This is a genomic window from Moraxella sp. K23 (assembly GCF_041154765.1).
Taxonomy (GTDB): domain Bacteria; phylum Pseudomonadota; class Gammaproteobacteria; order Pseudomonadales; family Moraxellaceae; genus Faucicola; species Faucicola tetraodonis.
Map to the genome: position 1 here is coordinate 1,068,651 of NZ_AP031595.1, position 16,897 is coordinate 1,085,547.

General features: G+C 43.8%; 16 protein-coding genes. 8 read left to right on the forward strand and 8 right to left on the reverse strand.

The annotated features are described in order from the left end of the window. Positions 1-2 precede the first annotated feature (2 nt). Positions 3-1,190, reverse strand: coding sequence for a JmjC domain-containing protein (locus ACAM37_RS04660; RefSeq protein WP_369626716.1), 1,188 nt, complete (start codon positions 1,188-1,190; stop codon positions 3-5). A gap of 272 nt (positions 1,191-1,462) precedes the next feature. Between ACAM37_RS04660 and ACAM37_RS04665 the strand changes: the two genes are divergently transcribed. Beyond that, positions 1,463-3,127, forward strand: coding sequence for a fatty acid--CoA ligase (locus tag ACAM37_RS04665; protein WP_369626717.1), 1,665 nt, complete (start codon positions 1,463-1,465; stop codon positions 3,125-3,127). A gap of 83 nt (positions 3,128-3,210) precedes the next feature. On the opposite strand, the gene ACAM37_RS04670 is transcribed toward ACAM37_RS04665, so the two are convergent. Next, positions 3,211-4,656: an FAD-dependent oxidoreductase gene (locus ACAM37_RS04670; RefSeq protein ID WP_369626718.1), complete on the reverse strand. Its 1,446-nt coding sequence runs from the start codon at positions 4,654-4,656 to the stop codon at positions 3,211-3,213. Between the two features lie 263 nt (positions 4,657-4,919). On the opposite strand from ACAM37_RS04670, the gene ACAM37_RS04675 reads away from it, so the two are divergent. The 3 genes from ACAM37_RS04675 to ACAM37_RS04685 all read left to right on the forward strand — a co-directional run bounded on the left by ACAM37_RS04675 (position 4,920) and on the right by ACAM37_RS04685 (position 7,371). After that, complete coding sequence (locus ACAM37_RS04675) at positions 4,920-5,435, forward strand: fasciclin domain-containing protein (protein WP_083710815.1); 516 nt, start codon at positions 4,920-4,922, stop codon at positions 5,433-5,435. Positions 5,436-5,592: 157 nt separating this feature from the next. Then, positions 5,593-6,636: an NAD(P)/FAD-dependent oxidoreductase gene (locus ACAM37_RS04680; protein WP_369626719.1), complete on the forward strand. Its 1,044-nt coding sequence runs from the start codon at positions 5,593-5,595 to the stop codon at positions 6,634-6,636. A 3-nt stretch (positions 6,637-6,639) separates the two neighbouring features. After that, on the forward strand, positions 6,640-7,371 hold the full coding sequence (locus tag ACAM37_RS04685) for an SDR family NAD(P)-dependent oxidoreductase (protein ID WP_369626720.1): 732 nt from the start codon (positions 6,640-6,642) through the stop codon (positions 7,369-7,371). 75 nt (positions 7,372-7,446) lie between these two features. Here the strand turns inward: ACAM37_RS04685 and ACAM37_RS04690 are convergent, their stop codons facing one another. The 5 genes from ACAM37_RS04690 to ACAM37_RS04710 form a co-directional block, all read right to left on the reverse strand. Further along, positions 7,447-7,863: a DUF2177 family protein gene (locus ACAM37_RS04690; RefSeq protein ID WP_203171913.1), complete on the reverse strand. Its 417-nt coding sequence runs from the start codon at positions 7,861-7,863 to the stop codon at positions 7,447-7,449. Positions 7,864-7,935: 72 nt separating this feature from the next. Then, positions 7,936-9,420: a class I SAM-dependent methyltransferase gene (locus ACAM37_RS04695; protein WP_369626721.1), complete on the reverse strand. Its 1,485-nt coding sequence runs from the start codon at positions 9,418-9,420 to the stop codon at positions 7,936-7,938. 29 nt (positions 9,421-9,449) lie between these two features. Beyond that, positions 9,450-10,388 carry a DUF1365 domain-containing protein gene (locus ACAM37_RS04700; RefSeq protein ID WP_369626722.1) on the reverse strand — a complete coding sequence of 313 codons (939 nt, stop codon included), beginning with the start codon at positions 10,386-10,388 and terminating at the stop codon, positions 9,450-9,452. 6 nt (positions 10,389-10,394) lie between these two features. Next, entirely contained in the window at positions 10,395-12,056 is a 1,662-nt protein-coding gene (locus tag ACAM37_RS04705; protein ID WP_369626723.1) for an NAD(P)/FAD-dependent oxidoreductase, read from the reverse strand. Between the two features lie 49 nt (positions 12,057-12,105). Further along, positions 12,106-12,855: an SDR family NAD(P)-dependent oxidoreductase gene (locus ACAM37_RS04710; RefSeq protein WP_369626724.1), complete on the reverse strand. Its 750-nt coding sequence runs from the start codon at positions 12,853-12,855 to the stop codon at positions 12,106-12,108. A gap of 223 nt (positions 12,856-13,078) precedes the next feature. On the opposite strand from ACAM37_RS04710, the gene ACAM37_RS04715 reads away from it, so the two are divergent. From ACAM37_RS04715 to thiE, 4 genes are all read left to right on the forward strand, one after another. Continuing rightward, positions 13,079-13,678 carry a TetR/AcrR family transcriptional regulator gene (locus ACAM37_RS04715; protein WP_050325368.1) on the forward strand — a complete coding sequence of 200 codons (600 nt, stop codon included), beginning with the start codon at positions 13,079-13,081 and terminating at the stop codon, positions 13,676-13,678. A gap of 72 nt (positions 13,679-13,750) precedes the next feature. Further along, positions 13,751-14,053 carry a polyhydroxyalkanoic acid system family protein gene (locus ACAM37_RS04720; protein ID WP_007115308.1) on the forward strand — a complete coding sequence of 101 codons (303 nt, stop codon included), beginning with the start codon at positions 13,751-13,753 and terminating at the stop codon, positions 14,051-14,053. Between the two features lie 261 nt (positions 14,054-14,314). After that, positions 14,315-15,247 (forward strand): lantibiotic ABC transporter permease, encoded by a 933-nt coding sequence (locus ACAM37_RS04725; protein ID WP_369626725.1) that lies wholly within the window; start codon positions 14,315-14,317, stop codon positions 15,245-15,247. Between the two features lie 33 nt (positions 15,248-15,280). Next, complete coding sequence (gene thiE / locus ACAM37_RS04730) at positions 15,281-15,943, forward strand: thiamine phosphate synthase (protein WP_369626726.1); 663 nt, start codon at positions 15,281-15,283, stop codon at positions 15,941-15,943. A gap of 9 nt (positions 15,944-15,952) precedes the next feature. Here thiE and ACAM37_RS04735 read toward each other — a convergent pair whose 3' ends face one another. Next, positions 15,953-16,855, reverse strand: coding sequence for a pseudouridine synthase (locus tag ACAM37_RS04735; protein WP_203171908.1), 903 nt, complete (start codon positions 16,853-16,855; stop codon positions 15,953-15,955). Positions 16,856-16,897: the final 42 nt, after the last annotated feature.

The window sequence follows — 16,897 nt, forward strand, 5'->3', positions numbered from 1 at the left end:
CGTTATCCAATGATTTCTTCAAGGTAATCAATCACTACCCAGCCATTTTCTATCCAATCACAAATTATATCAGTTTCGACATCAGCTGCTTGCAAAATTTGCTCATCGACGGATTCGCCATTGGCGAGCCGAATGAGGAGTGTTTGCGCGTTAGCGGGCATATCGTCTGCATCGATGGCACAGCCATTGACATAAATTTTTGCTTGAGTTTGTGAATCCGCTTGGGTTTGGGTAAAGATAATGCGGCTAGACATATCTTGCCTGATGACCGCACCCGCTGCCAAGGCGCTTTGTATCTCATCAATATCGGCATACGTGTCAGGGAGCATCAGCTCATATTGCCGTTTGCTTACCGTTTCGCTAATCGCTTGAGTGATTATTTCATCGCCAAGTTCAGAGTTTAGTAGCGCTATCAGCTGCGCTTTGATATCTTGAATACTGGCTATAGACAGCTCGCCTGCAACTGCGGGGGGTTGGTTGATTTTGAGGGGAATGGCTAAATCATCAAAATGGGTAGCGACATCCGCCAAACTATCGAGCAGCTGTAATGGAGTAGGGCGCCTAAAGCCAAAGGAAAAAGTCAAACAATCCTCAACGGCGACCCCGTAATGGGAGAGATTGGTCGGCACATATAGCACATCGCCTGGCTCAAGCACCTCATCAAATATCAGCTCGCCCATCTCATTCATCAAACGAATCGGTTGACCTGCTTCAAATTGGGTGGTTTGGTCACAATACTTGCCCAATTGCCAATGACGTTTGCCGTACCCTTGTGCCAAAAAGACATCGTAATTGTCATAATGCTTGCCAACGCTGCCACCTGAGGGCGCATACGACACCATGATATCATCACGTTGCCACTGCGCAATAAAATCAAACGCATGCCATAGGTTGCCAAGCGCTGGCGACCATTGTTCCATATTTTGCACCAGCACCGTCCAATGTTTTGGCAGTTTTTGAAAATCTTTGGCGGTAAGAGGGCTGGTTTTAAGTGACCATTGCTGGTTATTTTCGCTGATGAGTCGGGCAGTGGCGTCTTCATCTTGGGCAAGCCCGATGATATCGTCTGGCTCAAACATACCCACCAATTGCGGCAAGCCCTGTTTGATTAGCAGTGGTTTTTTTTGCCAGTACTCGCTCAAAAATTGTTCGGGGCTGATATCGCTAGGCAAACAAAAATGCTGGGTCATATTTTTTCGTTCAGTGGGATAGGTAACGCGCATTATAGCAAAGGCAGTATACCAAAATCCTATAATAAAATTTTTTTCACCAAAGTGTAAAAAAAGCGTAAAAATATGAAACATATTGAACTGGAAAGTTTCATATTTTTGGTTGTATTGGTTATAACGCTCGTATATAGTCAATACTCACAAGGAAGTACTCACAGGAAAGTTAGACGAGCAATATTTGATTGACTCGTTGTTTATACAACAACAGTTATACCACAACAAAGGAATGTTCTATGACAGCTATTTTAAATCAGCACGAAAACTACCTACAAGCCGACCAAGCTTATGGTTTTCCCTTGCTTATCAAAAATTTATTGTCTCGCGCCAAAGTGGTCTCTGGCGACAAAAAAATCCATTACGCTGACAAAACCAGTTACACCTATCATGAGTTTTTCAAACGTGTCAATCGCTTAGCCAATGTCTTAAAAGGCTTAAACCTACAAAAAGGCGATGTGGTTGCAGTCATGGATTGGGATACACACCGTTATTTGGAATGTTATTTTGCCATTCCGATGTGTGGCTATATCTTGCAAACCGTCAATGTGCGTTTGTCAGAAGACAAAGTGCTATATACCATCAATCATGCCAAGCCAAAAGCGCTACTGTTAAATTCAGAATTTTCACCGATGATCAAAAGCCATACCCAAGATGCGCCATCGGTCGAGCATGTGATTTGGTTGGATGATAACAACACGCCAATGCCCCCATACGCCCAAGGCGAATATGAAGCCATGCTAGCACAAGCCAGCGATGAGTACGAGTTTGAAGATTTTGATGAAAACACCATTGCCACAACCTTCTATACCAGCGGTACAACAGGCAATCCCAAAGGCGTATTTTTTAGCCATCGTCAAATCGTCATGCATACGCTCGTCGTCGCAATTGCCAATGCACTTAATATCGAAGGTCAAGGGCTGCGCTACTCGGATGTCTATATGCCAATGACGCCTATGTTCCATGTCCATGCTTGGGGGTTTCCTTTTGTCGCAACCATGCTAGGACTGGAGCAAATCTATCCGGGTCGCTATGTGCCTTCCACCATGGTTGACTTGGTAAAAAAACACAATGTTACCACCACCCATGGGGTGCCAACGATTTTGCAAATGCTACTGGGTGAAATCAACAAACGCCAAGAAAAATTCAACGGCTTAAAAATGGTCGTCGGTGGCTCTAAACTCAATCAAGGGCTTGCCAAAATGGCTGTAGCCAGCGGCATCGAAGTGTCTACGGGTTATGGCATGTCAGAGACTTGTCCTATTATCAGCATTGTCAAATTTGATGAAACATTCCAACACATGAGTGAAGAACAACAAATTGAGCATCGCTGCTTGTCTGGCTCACCAGTGCCATTGGTCGATTTGCAAATCTGGCATAATGGCAAACGTATGCCAAACGATGGCACATCCACAGGCGAAATCGTGGTGCGTTCACCTTGGTTGACGCAGAGTTATTACAAAAACCAAGACGCAGGCAACGAGCTGTGGGAAGGTGGTTATCTGCATACCCAAGACATCGGTTGGATGGACGCAAAAGGCAACGTCAAAATCACCGACCGTCTAAAAGATGTCATCAAATCGGGGGGCGAATGGATCTCTTCACTTGAAGTAGAAACCATCATGTCATTACACCCAAGCGTTGCCGACATTGCTGTAATTGCGATTCCTGATGAGCGCTGGGGTGAGCGTCCGATGGCATTGATTGTGCTCAAACCCGATCATCAAGACACCAAAGCTGAAGACATCATCGCGATTGCGCAACAAGCGTATGAGCGCGGTCATTTGCCAAAATACGGTATTCCGCAGGATGTGAAATTTATCACGGAATTGCCGAAAACCAGCGTGGGTAAAATTGACAAAAAAGTCATCCGCGATCAATATGCGCAAGGGTTATTTGCTTAGAATGTTACTTAATCATAATAAATTAAAAAGCAAAGTAAAAAAGGTAGAATTTTTTCTACCTTTTTTATCAAGCCAGCAATCCATCAAACCATTAACCGTTGATTGACTTTTGCCATCGGTAACGGGTAATGTCGGGCTTTGGCAATATCGCGTGCGACTATATTGACCTCATTGACATCAATTTTGTGCCAGTTGGGACGCTTGCAAGCAGATTTTTCTATTAAATTAGCGTCAACTAGCGCATCCATGACTTTATCCGCCACATCTAGGGTAGAATTGGCTTTCACATTTTCTGCCACCGCATAACGCAGCTTGGCAAACACCTGCAAATCTGCGACGCGCACGGTAATATCATCACTCGGTACTTGCTGCCCACCATATAACGCATTATTTCCCGCTTGTGCAGTTCGAAAACTTGGCACAAATTCACTGACATAATCTATGGCGTTTTGGGTGCGCTGTTTTAGGGCGTTTGGCTCCCAGCCGTTTTCAATATAACTTAGGTATTGTGGATTAATGGGCGGTTGGCTGCTTTCTTGTGTGGCTTTGGTCAACCCATCATTAAATAAAGTGATGTTTTCAGTCATGCCATGTAACTGAAAAAACCCATCAGGATAAGGGGTGAACTGCGCCATGCCATTGGGCGTACCACGCTCACCATGAAAAATAATCTCAGGCAAACGCCCCTTATAATCATGCCATTCACTGATATAAGAAGCTTTAAATTCTACCATGCGTTTGATATGCACGCCTGCTTTGTCATCAATAATACCAGTTCTAAACCCGCAAGCATTGACCACAAAATCGGCATAGATACGCTGAAGCTCACCATTTTCATCGGTAAATGACACTTGCCAGCCATCCATATGACGTTTTAAATCATCAACTTGGGCATTTAGATGTACCTGAGCGCGCTGTAGGCGCTGCAATTGTAAAAAAGCACTGGCAGAAAGTCTAAAGATATTCCAGCCAAATTCTTGCACCGCAATGATGGGGTATTGCAGTTTTTCCAAATCCATTACTTTAAGAGCCGCCACAACCCACTCATCCATGGTGCTCGGAATGTCTTTAGCTTCTAATTGAATCAGCTGTTGAATTTGCTGCTTGTCATACACTCGGTAATAATCTTGGACTTTGCCCAACACTTGGTTGCTAGGGTCAGCATCTACCAATGATTGATAGTAAGCCGTTAACATATCAAGACGTGGCAGTAAGTCAGTGGCGGTGCTGTTATCGCGTTTTGGCACCGTGATGAGAGTGGGGCGCACATCGATACTCTCTGGATATAACTTGGCAATATCAATGCATTGGCGCATCAACATACGGCAATCTTCATCACTGATTTCGCGGTACAAATTGCCACCTGCATGCAGATGACACATGGGTGGGGCGTTGATAAGGCTGGCATTTTTTTCAATCAGATGCACATGGATGCCCGCCATTGCTAGCCGTATAGCAATCGTAGAACCTGCTGAACCACCGCCAATCACTGCTACGGTCGGTGATTGCATACTTGAATTAACGTACATAATTTTGCCCTTATGCGTTGCCCAAAATGAAGAAATAAATTGTAGCGGAAAATAATCTAGTTACTGTGACATTTATGCAGTCATTGTCGCTTTTGTTGTTAATGAATTTTACCCAATAGTATATATTAAAATAAGTAGTATTTTTTATACTTTTTAGTATAAAAACATATTGAAAATTCTAATATTATCAGTTAAAGTTAATTTAGCTTAAAAAGCTGACCTGTATTTTATCCAACAATCATAATTAAGTAAGGAAAATAAGTATGTTAAAACAAGCCTTCCTAGCAGCAGCGATTTCTACTACGTTATTAGCCGGTTGTGCCACGACGCCAACCCATACCGCTCATGCACCGATGCACGCAGCTAACATTGTTGATGTAGCAAAATCAAATCCAGATTTTTCAATATTAGTTGAAGCGGTGGTAGCCGCAGGTTTAGCCGATACCGTCGCGACTACTAAAAACATCACGGTATTTGCGCCTACCAATGCTGCGTTTGCCAATCTACTTGCTGAGCTCGGTATGACCAAAGCGCAATTGTTTGCAAACAAACCGTTATTGCAATCTGTGTTAACTTATCATGTGCTGCCAGCCACAGTGATGGCAAAAGATGTCAAGCCAGGTATGGTTAAAACCTTACAAGGTCAAAACGTCATGGTGACTTCAAATGGTAAATTACAAGACGCCAATGGACGTGTTGCCAACATTGTCACCACAGATATCAAAGCGAGCAATGGTGTGGTACATGTGATTGACCGTGTCATATTGCCAAAAAGATAAGTTATCATAGATAAAGTTATCGGCCATAAATTGTTGTCTTGATCCATAGTTATCTTTAGTTATAGTAGCCAACAATTTATTGGTCTGATGGCATAGCGGTGATACGAGTCATCGCTATTTTTTTAACTTTCAAAAATCGTATAGAGCGGGTAAAACTATGAAACGGATTGCCATTATCGGTGCAGGATTGGCAGGGTTAACTTGTGGTAAAGCGTTACAACAAGCAGGGCACGACGTAGTGATTTTTGAAAAATCCCGTGGCATCGGTGGGCGACTGGCAACGCGTCGTGCCGAACCATTTTATTTTGATCATGGTGTTGCCGCGTTTACTGCCAGTGACGACGATTTTCAAGGTTTTGTCAATCAATTACTCACTGAAGGGGTGATTGCAGTATGGGCAGTTGACCAAGCTACCCCCGATAATTCCTTTGTATCTACTGTATCTACCAAACCACACTCCGTGCCCAGAGTGTCTGACTGTTATTCTGACTACTATGTGGGCATACCCGCCATGAATGCCATTGGTAAACATCTCGCCCGTGGCTTAACTGTGCAGCGTAATACTAGGGTAGCCTCTATCATTGACCATCATCCGATTTTTAATAGTTGGGAGTTGTTAAGTGACAAGGGTGAAACATTGGGTCAATTTGATTGGATTATTTCGGCGATGCCTGTGGAACAAGCAAAAAGCTTTGCTCAGACATCGCTACATACCAAAGTGTTGAATAAATATGCGCTTATGCCCTGTAGTGTGCTGATGCTGGGATTTGATACACCGCTGGCTTTAGACTATGAATATGCCAAAATCGAGGGTGAGGATATCGATAAAATTATCGTCAATAGTGCAAAACCCCATCGAAAAGGCGGTTATAGCCTTGTGATTCATAGTACCCCAGCATGGACCAATAGACATATTGAGGAAGATAAAACTGCCTGTATCAACCATTTGACACAAGCGGCGAGTCAAATATTGGGTATCGATTTATCGACTGCAGCACACAAAGACATACACCATTGGCGCTATGCCACAGGCGAAGAGGTTAACCCCCAATCAGGTGACCACCAGTTAGGCTATCTACTAGATAACGACCAAAACATCGGTGTCTGTGGGGACTGGCTACTTAAGGGTGATGTCGAGTCTGCTTACTTAAGTGGTCAAAAACTGGCAAAAGCGATAATTAAATTACTAAAAAGCGAGTAGCTTATGCAACATATCGCCATATTTGGTGCTTCTGGCGCGATTGGAAAGGCATTTTGTAATTGTTTAGCTATCGCCTATCCAAATGCCACCATTCATGCCATTGCCAGAAAACCCCCGGCATTTAGCCACCCTCATATCGTCCCTCATCAGATTGATTTTGATGATGAGCTGGCTATCGCCGCGCTTATCAAAGCGATAAGTAGCACCCAAGCGTTGGACAGTGTCATTGTGGCGATTGGATTATTACATGACTCTAAAATCGACACTCAACCTATCGCGCCTGAAAAATCGCTGCGTGATATCACAGCCGATCAGCTGCATCAATATTTCCATGTCAATGCGGTATTACCAATGATGATTGCCAAATACGCCTTGCCCGCTTTAAACAAATCCTCACAGTCGCTATTTGCCGTATTGTCGGCACGGGTAGGGAGTATTTCAGATAATCGCTTGGGCGGGTGGTATGGTTACCGGATGGCAAAAGCAAGTTTACATATGGGCATTAAAAATTTAAGCATCGAACTGCAACGAAAAAACCCCAACGCGATTATTGTTGCTTTGCACCCCGGCACGGTAGACAGTGAGTTATCCAAACCATTTCAAAAAAATGTAGCAGAAGGCAAGTTATTTACCGCAGCGTTTTCCGCACAAAGTTTACTTAAGGTTTTGCATCAGCTCACGCCCAAAGATTCGGGCAAAATTTGGGCTTGGGACGGCAAAGAAATTTTGCCTTAAATCAGCCTTAAAATTTTCCTTTGAAGTTGTACCTTAGCCTTGTATTAGGGCTGTAGTTGCGTACCTAGCTTAAGGCTAATCCACCAACCAGTTTTTGTAGATGAAGGCCACAATTACGCAAGTTAATCCTGTGACCAAGCCGCCCCAAATGAAATCAACCAGTGCCGCAGTTTTATCATAACCTTTAAGTAATGCTAAGCTTGTGAAATCATATGTCCCATATGCCATCAGCCCAATGACCACCCCATATCCTGCCAATACCGTTAATGACGCGTTAGCTTTTAGCTGCGGGTAGATGACCACCACGCAAAGCGCAAAAACATAAAATAGATAGAACACGCCTGCTGCGGTCATGTTGGGTGATTCACTGAGTAAATGTCCAATGCGCGGGGCATAAAAGCGTTGAGTCATGGTTTTAAGCCATACGGCATCAATGCCCAAAAATACCACGACGGCGATCAGATATACCCACAGATAGTTTAATGGTGCCATTGCTAAATCCTTGTGTCCTGTTATTAATTGTCCTGAACCCATTGTCCTGAACCCTTTGCCGCGCAAATTGGGTTAACGGTATTGGGCTTTTTCAAGGCGTACTTGCACCACGCCAATGGTTTTTTCCAAAAATCCGGCTTCACAGTACGCAAAATAAAAATGCCACAAACGTATAAACGCATCGTCATAGCCGAGCGCCTTGAGCTGCGGTAGCGCCTGCATAAAGTTATAGCGCCAATCAATCAAGGTACGGGCATAGTCATAGCCATAATCAACCAATGACGTTACTTGCATATCGGTATGGTCACGCGCTTGGCTAAGAATTTCACTGTTAGACAATAAACACCCGCCGGGGAAAACATGGGTTTGGATAAAATCCACCGCGAGCAAATATTTTTGATAACCCCGATCATTAAAGGTAATCGCTTGTAATACCATCAGCCCATTATCTTTGAGCAGTCGATTACACTGGGCAAAAAAATCTGGCAAATATTCATGACCCACCGCTTCAATCATTTCAATACTGACCAGCTTGTCATACTTGCCGGTAAGCTCACGATAATCTTGTTTTAGCAGGGTGATTTTGTCGGTTAGATTGGCAGCGGCAATGCGGCGTTTGGCTTCTTCATACTGCGCGTCTGAGATAGTTGTGGTGGTGACACGGCAGCCATATTGGGTGGCGGCATAAATAGCAAACCCACCCCAGCCCGTGCCGATTTCAATGACATGGTCGTCAGCTGTTAACTCAGCTAATTCACAAATTTTTGCCAACTTGTGGGTTTGTGCTGCCGCCAAGCTTGATGAGGGTGTCGGATAAATTGCCGATGAATACATCATGCGCTCATCCAAAAATAATGCATACATCGCATTGCCAATATCATAATGGGCTAAAATATTGGATTTGGCATTGTTTTTATCATTATGCCGATTGCGGTGTTGGCGGTGTTCCCAGCGTTTGGTCACATTGGCAAATTTGGCTTCGATGGTATTGATGAGGGTCAAATTGCGGGCAATCAAGCGTAAAAATGCTGTTAAATCATCGGCTTGCCACAAACCATCAATATAATCATCAGCAAAAGCAATCGAACCGCCTGTTAATAGGTGTTGATACACCTGCGGTGAATGAATGGTGAGTGTCACTGCCAAAGGATGATTGCCAATTTGTTCCCCTAGCGTTCGTTGTGTATCGCTCACTGGCGACTGTGTTACAGGCTCAGTATTCATTACCCTAACACCGAAGGTTTTATGAGTCGCTGCCTTAGTCGCTGCCTTAGTTGCTATATCGTCAGACTGATGGAAGGTTTCAATCACGGTTAGATGACCCCGTTTGAGCTTTGATAGCAATAAAAATATTATTTGCCGCGCTGCTTTTGCCGCACTTTGTTGAACGGGCGTGAACAGATGGTCAACAATTGGGTTGGGTAGGTAATCCGTAAGGGAGCGCCGCTTGGCTAAATCAGATTGACGGCGTTTCACCAAAGTCTCCTTACCTTTTGATAGGTGATTTGACGGGTGAGAAGTTGCAGTGTTTTTAGCCTCTAAAGAAGACGGTGTCATAGTCAATTCCCATAAAAAATTTCAGTTAACTATTGGGGTAAACGTTGGTTATAAGCTTGATAAGGCACACGTTTTAGCACGTATAATTTAAAAGCCTGCCAGTAAATTCGCAGTAGCGATGTGGCACTCATCCAGGGTCGGCGCTTAATCGCCGTTACCACCGAAGCCTCGTCTAATTGAACGCCTGTTAGACTCACGCCTGCATTAAACACTTTTCCGCGGCTATCTGTCAGTCCAATATCAATCACAACATCAAAGCCATTTTGCTCGGGATTGTCATTTGCCGATGCATAGCGTTTAGGGTGAATCTCAACACGCCAATGATATTGCTGATTGATGGGATTAAAAGGCGATACATGAAAACCTTTGTCATGTTGGTACAAGGTCTTTTCACCTGCGAGTAAAAAACCATAGTAATGGCGTTTGTTCCAAGGGGTGTTAGAGACTTCTGCCAAAAAATGGCTTGGCTGGTGGTTCTCATCAAAGCCAATATAAAAATTAACTGGGCTAAAATACCAACCCATATTACGTAACACGACCAAAGCCACCACCTCGCCAGTCGGCTGACTGCCAGTCAATTGCTGCCAAGTTTGTTGGGCTTTGACCAATAAACTAGCCGATGGCGCAGGTTGTCCTACTGAAGCGGTTAGACAGTTGTCCAAAGAGGGGTCTAATCGATTGATAGCAAAATAATCTGCTTGATGGAATTGATAAAGCGCCCAATGGTGCTGCGATAGCAGAGGGAGAGTCAATGATTGTTGCAGCGATTTTTTCAGCAATTTTTTCAGCCATTGGGGCAACCATTTTGGCACATCACTAGCGCCCATATTGACCTTAGGTAATGGATTGTCCGCTAGCTGGGTTAAATTGACTGCCCAAAACCGATAGGGGTAATGAAATTCATGACGGGTAGGGATTTGTCTGGCATGCCAAGTCACACCTTGCAGGATTTGATGGGCAAATGTCATGATGATTTACCTTTGAGGGGTGTTGCACACACCATCATGCGCTAGATTTTGGCAAAACGCATGGTTGGTCGTGGCGGTTACTTGCCGTCGCTGCGGCACCGAGCGTTTTTTATCAGCGTGGCTCGGTAACTTTGATACGGTAAATTTTGCCGACGGTTTGCTGGGCTTAGATAGCCGTTTGATTTGTGCAGCGGTTGAGGCAGCTGTGATATTGGTAGTGACTAAAATGTCGATATCCACCCCCAAACTTTGGCATACCCGCAAGCCACTTTTTACTCCATCTTCATGAAACCCATTAAACCAATAAGCACCACAAAAATGGGTATGCCGCTTCGCTGAAATTTCATGCCAGCGTTTTTGGGCATCGGTCATTTTGTTGTCATACACAGGGTGGCGATAATCCACACGTTTGATAACATGCGCCTCATTAATCGGCGTATTAAGCGTCACCAAATAGTTATGTTTTGCCGTCAATCGTTCAAGGATATTCATGTGATACGTCAATATAGGTTTTTGGTCAGCCACGCGCGCGGTGGGTTTATCTATCGCGTAATTCCAACTTGCCCAAGCCAGCGGTTTTTTGGGTAGAACTTGGGTGTCAGTATGCAAAACCGCTTCGTTATCTGTATACTCAAAAGCCCCTAAAATAGCCGATTCTGTCTCAGTGATATCAGCTAGTAGACGTCTTGCTACATCGGCATGGCAAGCAAATACAACGTCATCAAACACTTGGGTTTGACGCTTACCTTGATGAATAAATTCAATGCTAACGCCATCCTTGCCACGCGTGACCGATTGCACTGGGGTATTGATATACAGGGTTGTACCTGCTGCAACAAGCCGAGTGATTAAGGCATTGACGTATTGCTTTGAGCCGCCCACTAAGGTAAACCACTGCGGCCGATTGACCACATCTAGCAGACCATGATTATCAAAAAACTGGGCAAAAAAGAGTAGGGGAAAACGCTTGGCATCATCCATTCCCATCGACCATATCGCAGATACCATCGGCACCAAGTAGTTGGTTTTAAACAACTCGCCATAGTCATGACTGTCTAAATAATCCCCGAGTGTTTGCTGGCTTAAAGCCGCTTGCTGCATTTTATCGGCTTGGCGAAAATTCGCTAATAGTGATTTGGTCTCGCGATTAAAGCGTAAAATCTGCTGAACAAATTGCCAAAATCGAGGGCTTAGCACATGGCGACGCTGAGAAAAAAGACTGTTTAAAGTGTGACCATTGTATTCAAAATTAATATAAGTATTTTTAACCGAAAAACTCATCTCAGCTTTTTGAAATGGCACGTTGAGTTCATCAAGCAAGCGAATAAAATTGGGGTAAGTACGCTCATTAAATACAATAAACCCTGTATCGATAGCGACTTTTTCGGTTGATGGTTTAAACGGATTTTTAAAAGCTGAGCGCTCGGTAACGGTGACATCCAACGTATTGACATGCCCGCCTAAATAATCATTGCTTTCAAACATCGTCACTGCATGACTGTCTTTGAGATAATACGCACATGTTAGCCCTGATACACCACTGCCAATAATGGCAATCTTTGGTGTGGTAATATTTGGCTTAGTAGGCTTGGCTACTATAGGATTAGCCACTACAGGTTTGGGGACTGTGTAATTAGAGTGCGGGGATTTTTTTGTAAACACTGCCATGTGCGGATATACCTTTAAAGCCAAGTCAAATGATTAACAAGTCAAATGATTAAGTTGTATGAGAAAGTTTTGAGCCCACAAAATGCCATACTGCATCAGGTAACTGCGACAACAGCTTTAAGGGCTGTACCAATATCTGCGGAAATTCAATGACATTATCATCATTGGCAATCCCTTGTTGAATGGCTTGGCTGGCTTGCTGTACGGTTTGCAAAAAAGGCATTGGAAAGTCGTTCTGTAGCGTCATCGGCGTTTTGACAAAGCCCGGTACTACCAAAGCCACTTTGACACCATAAGGTTGCAGGCTCATTTGCAAGGTTTTGCTCAGATAATGGATTGCCGCTTTTGAGCTACCATACCCCTCTGCACGCACAAAGGGCACCAAAGCAGAAGCAGAGCCGACGGTGACAATTTTACCTTTAGTTGCCTTGAGGGCGGGTAGTAGCGCTTCGATGGCATGCACTAACGAGCCATAATTTGCGTTCATCACCCTCATGATAGACCGCGAATCAAAGTTTGGCATGTCGATATATTCGCAAACACCCGCCGCCGCGATGAATAAATCTAGCGTTTTAATGTCGCTAAAAGCTTGCATCACGGCATCATACTCGGTTAAGTCAAGCTGAATCGTTTTTGCTCCCATCGTTGCCAACGTGTGCAAAACATCGCTGTTTCGCCCCACCGTATACACATCATGCCCTTGGCTTAGATAATCCATCGCCAACTGTAAACCGATGCCTGAGGTTGCACCTGTGATGACGATGGATAAAGGCTTTGAGGGATTGGAGGTTGACATCATAGCGACTCAATATAACAACTCAATACAAAATTTTGAAAACGACTTACCGCATACTATAAAAGAGTAGCGGATAGTTAGCAATAGGTTTTATACTATTTAGTATAAAAATATAATTATTGGTATATAATCAAATAATAAGTATCATAAAAACATTTGTAGTATAATATTAGCTAATTTTTAACCTCATAAATATTAGAAACCTGAAAAACATTAGAAACTTGTGATGAAAAAGTTAACGTTTAAACAGCGAATGATGCTAGAGCGTGAGTCGCTGATTATTGAAACAGTCAACCATTTGTTAGCCACCAAAGGCTATGACGCGATGACCGTCGATGAGATTGCTGATACGGTGGGCATTGCCAAGGCGTCATTGTATCGACATTTTCCCAGTAAAGAAGCGCTAGGCATGGCGGCGCTGGTTGATATCATGCACAAAGCGCTTGAGGTCATCAATCAGCTAAACGCGACCGACCAAACCGCCATCGATAAGCTTAAAGCGCTGACACAGTGGGCGATGCGACTAAAACTAGCGCAAAAAATGCCGAATCTGCCGAGTGAAAACTCCCAGCTGCGCGAGCTGCTAATTGCCAATGATGATTACACCAACAACTTGGTCATGTTGTCAGATAGCATCGGTGAATGGATTGAGCAAGCGCAAGCAGAGGGCAATTTGCAAAGCAACATACCAGGACTGGCAATTTTATATACCTTATATGCCAGAGCTTGTGACCCTGTACTCGGGTTTTTACGCTCATCGCAGCTGTATAACGATGATGAGATTATTGCTATCGTGACCCGTACGTGTTTTGAAGGGCTAACCTAAATTCAGCTAACCCAGACCACTAAAAATAGACAGCTAAAAATCCAAGACAGCGTAGAAAAAAAGTAGAAAAGTATGAGTAATTTTGTGATTCATCGTGAGCATGGCATTAGTAAAGCGCAAGCCTTTGAGATAACCGAAGACTGGATTGTCTCAGCAGAAAAAGACTATAAAATGCATTGCGATGTAGTGCGCAGTGATGAGCAAATACGCGTCAACTTTTCTCGTGCCGGTGTGACAGGTACATTAACAGTGGATGATAAAGTATTTGATATGCAAGCAAAGCTTGGGTTTTTATTCAAAAGTTTTTTGCCGCTGATAGAAAAGACGGTGAATCAAAATCTTGATAATGCATTGCAAGCTGTAAAAGACCGTTAGCAGATACAGTGAGGTTTGAGTGGCAGTTAGAGTTTAGCTTGAATTATTTTATTTAACATAATATACATTATGCGAAATAAGAGCTATCGGCGTCAAAAACGAGATGTATGGCACAGTGATTAATTTAATGCTGAAATGACAATTAGCAGCAAAACCATTTGCATTTATCAATCAATAATGAGTAGTATGCTCACTCAATTATTTATTTATTTATTTATTTATGGTTTGTTTGTTTATCATTAAAATCGCCAAGGATTTATCATGATTGGATTTATTGCCCGTCACAGTACGATTTTTATGCCATTGTTTGGCGTGATTGGATTTATATTTCCTGACTTGTCGCATTTTGTCCTTGGGCTTCTGCCGCAGATTTTATTTTTCTTGATGTTTTTTACCTTGTTGGGCATTGACCAAACTCAGCTAATTAGACGCATGACGACGCAATATGTTTGGGGGTTTGCCATCTTCCAAAGTGCGCTGATGAGCTTGGCGATGACCTTGATTGCTTATTTACTGGGTGTCCGTGGTGATTTGTTGTTGGCTATCGCGGGTCTGTCAGCCACCGCACCGCTATTTGGTACGGGCGCTATTGTGAATGCAGTGGGTTTTGATGCACTATTAGCCATGGCAAAAACCATCACAGCCACGTTGGTGATGCCTGTTAGCTTACTGGTGATATTGTGGTTGCTTGGCAGCAAGGACGCCCATTTAGACTTTGTACTGTATATTAAGCGGTTATTAATTTACATTATCGCCCCCATGATTTTGGCGGTCGCGGCACGCCAATATATTCCCCGTGACAAGCTCAATACTTATTATCCAAAAATTGCCAAGTTTAACATTATTCTACTGATGATGTTTCCGCTTGGATTGATGTCGGGCTTTAGACATACCTTTGACACCAATCCCATGCAGGCGTTAAGCTTATTTGGTTTGGGCACTGCCTTGTCGTTAGTATTTTACTTTTCTGCCTATTTTTTATACCGCCGCTTTGGCTATGAAAACGCCATTATCTCTGCGCTGGCTTGCGGTGGCCGCAATGTGTTTTTGGCGTATACCATCACCACGCCGTTTATGGGTGCGATGTTTTTACCGCTGATTGGGGCATACCAATTGCCTTCGTTTTGCTTGCCGTTATTGGGTAAAAAAATGGTCAAATGGCATACTATCGACAGCCAAGCCAGCCTGAAATAATACTGATGTTCAATATGATATTGGAAGTCAAACATGATGCATAACCGTGCTGATTATCGGCTATATTTGGTCACAGATCGCAATTGCCTGCAACAGCAAACGCTTGAACAAGCCGTTGAACAAGCGATATTGGGCGGCGTGACATTGGTGCAGCTTCGAGAAAAAGCGATTGCTAGCAAAGCGTTCTATGAGCGCGCGCTGCGTATCAAAGCGATTTGCCACCACTATAACGTGCCATTACTGATTAATGACCGTGTCGATATCGCCCTCGCAGTTGAGGCCGATGGGGTGCATATCGGTCAAAGTGATTTGCCGTGTGGCGTGGTTCGGCAAATTTTAGGCAAAGATAAAATCATTGGGGTTTCCGCGCGCACCGCCAAGCAAGCCATCCAAGCGCAAGCAGACGGCGCAGACTATCTGGGCGTTGGCGCGATGTTTGCCACCAGCACCAAACAAGACGCCAAAACAGTCAGCGTTGAAACCTTAAATGATATTCGACAATCGGTAAGTATTCCGATTGTCGCCATTGGTGGCATCAATCACACCACCCTGCCCGCCTTACAACAAGCGCTGCAAGCTGCCGAAACGTCTATTGAGCATCTGATTGACGGCGTGGCGGTCGTTTCTGCAATTTTGGGGCAAAAAGATGTCAAACTCGCCAGTGAACAGCTTAAAGAAATGATAAAAATCAAATAAATCAATCACTTAGATTTTTATCAGCCGTAGCTGACTATCAAAACGCCTTGCTTGCTGGGTGATAGGGTCAATAAACGCGATGGATTTTGCCAACAGTTGCAAAGGCTTCGTAAAATCGCTACTGCCTTGGGTCTTGACAGTGGGATAAAAATTGTCATTTAACAGCGGCATACCTAAACTTGCCATATGCACCCGCAATTGGTGTTTTTTGCCCGTCACCGGGGTTAATCGGTATAAACTAAACGCCCCGTTATTTTCAATCAATTCAATCATAGTGTGCGCATTGGGCTCACCTTGCGCCGTCTTGGTCAAAAAAAATGGCTCGCCACGCTCAAGTCTGGAATGGATGTGAAAGGGATAACTTAAATCGCTGCGAGTCGGTGCTATGGCGTGGTAAGTTTTGTGTATGTGTCTATCGGCAAACAGCGCATGATAGCAAGCTCGGCTACTTGGATTAACCGATAGTAACATCACGCCTGCCGTGTCTTTGTCCAACCGATGCAAGGGTGAAATATCATTCACGGCTAACTGCTGTAAATCTGGATGATTTCTTAATTTGGCTAGTAGGGTTTGGCTGACATAGCGACCTGACGGTGTAACGGGTAAAAAATGCGGTTTATCGACCACCAGTAAATGTTCATCCAAATGAAGAATATGGGGCTCAAATGGAATGATAGGCTCATTCTCAACCTGCCTATAGTACAAGATGGTTTGCCCTGCCAAATAGGGCGAATCGTGTTTGAGCGGCTCACCACGCTCAAGACTAATTAAACCGCTGTCAAATCGTCGTTGCCAGCTTGCCAAACTAATATGAGAAAAATGCGCTGCCAAATAATCGATAAGCCGCCCACCCATAAACGACTTATCATGGGGTAAATATAACTTACTGGGTTTCATGCCACGCTGTATCATATTAAATCTATCATCTTAAAAAATCACTTTATCGCTTCTGTT

Coding starts and splice junctions, on each gene's coding strand:
- ACAM37_RS04705 (WP_369626723.1), bottom strand. CDS start 12,056: ATGGCAGTGTTTACAAAAAAATCCCCGCACTCTAATTACACAGTCCCC.
- ACAM37_RS04670 (WP_369626718.1), bottom strand. CDS start 4,656: ATGTACGTTAATTCAAGTATGCAATCACCGACCGTAGCAGTGATTGGC.
- ACAM37_RS04700 (WP_369626722.1), bottom strand. CDS start 10,388: ATGACATTTGCCCATCAAATCCTGCAAGGTGTGACTTGGCATGCCAGA.
- ACAM37_RS04720 (WP_007115308.1), top strand. CDS start 13,751: ATGAGTAATTTTGTGATTCATCGTGAGCATGGCATTAGTAAAGCGCAA.
- thiE (WP_369626726.1), top strand. CDS start 15,281: ATGATGCATAACCGTGCTGATTATCGGCTATATTTGGTCACAGATCGC.
- ACAM37_RS04725 (WP_369626725.1), top strand. CDS start 14,315: ATGATTGGATTTATTGCCCGTCACAGTACGATTTTTATGCCATTGTTT.
- ACAM37_RS04660 (WP_369626716.1), bottom strand. CDS start 1,190: ATGACCCAGCATTTTTGTTTGCCTAGCGATATCAGCCCCGAACAATTT.
- ACAM37_RS04675 (WP_083710815.1), top strand. CDS start 4,920: ATGTTAAAACAAGCCTTCCTAGCAGCAGCGATTTCTACTACGTTATTA.
- ACAM37_RS04715 (WP_050325368.1), top strand. CDS start 13,079: ATGAAAAAGTTAACGTTTAAACAGCGAATGATGCTAGAGCGTGAGTCG.
- ACAM37_RS04680 (WP_369626719.1), top strand. CDS start 5,593: ATGAAACGGATTGCCATTATCGGTGCAGGATTGGCAGGGTTAACTTGT.
- ACAM37_RS04665 (WP_369626717.1), top strand. CDS start 1,463: ATGACAGCTATTTTAAATCAGCACGAAAACTACCTACAAGCCGACCAA.
- ACAM37_RS04710 (WP_369626724.1), bottom strand. CDS start 12,855: ATGATGTCAACCTCCAATCCCTCAAAGCCTTTATCCATCGTCATCACA.
- ACAM37_RS04690 (WP_203171913.1), bottom strand. CDS start 7,863: ATGGCACCATTAAACTATCTGTGGGTATATCTGATCGCCGTCGTGGTA.
- ACAM37_RS04695 (WP_369626721.1), bottom strand. CDS start 9,420: ATGACACCGTCTTCTTTAGAGGCTAAAAACACTGCAACTTCTCACCCG.
- ACAM37_RS04685 (WP_369626720.1), top strand. CDS start 6,640: ATGCAACATATCGCCATATTTGGTGCTTCTGGCGCGATTGGAAAGGCA.
- ACAM37_RS04735 (WP_203171908.1), bottom strand. CDS start 16,855: ATGATACAGCGTGGCATGAAACCCAGTAAGTTATATTTACCCCATGAT.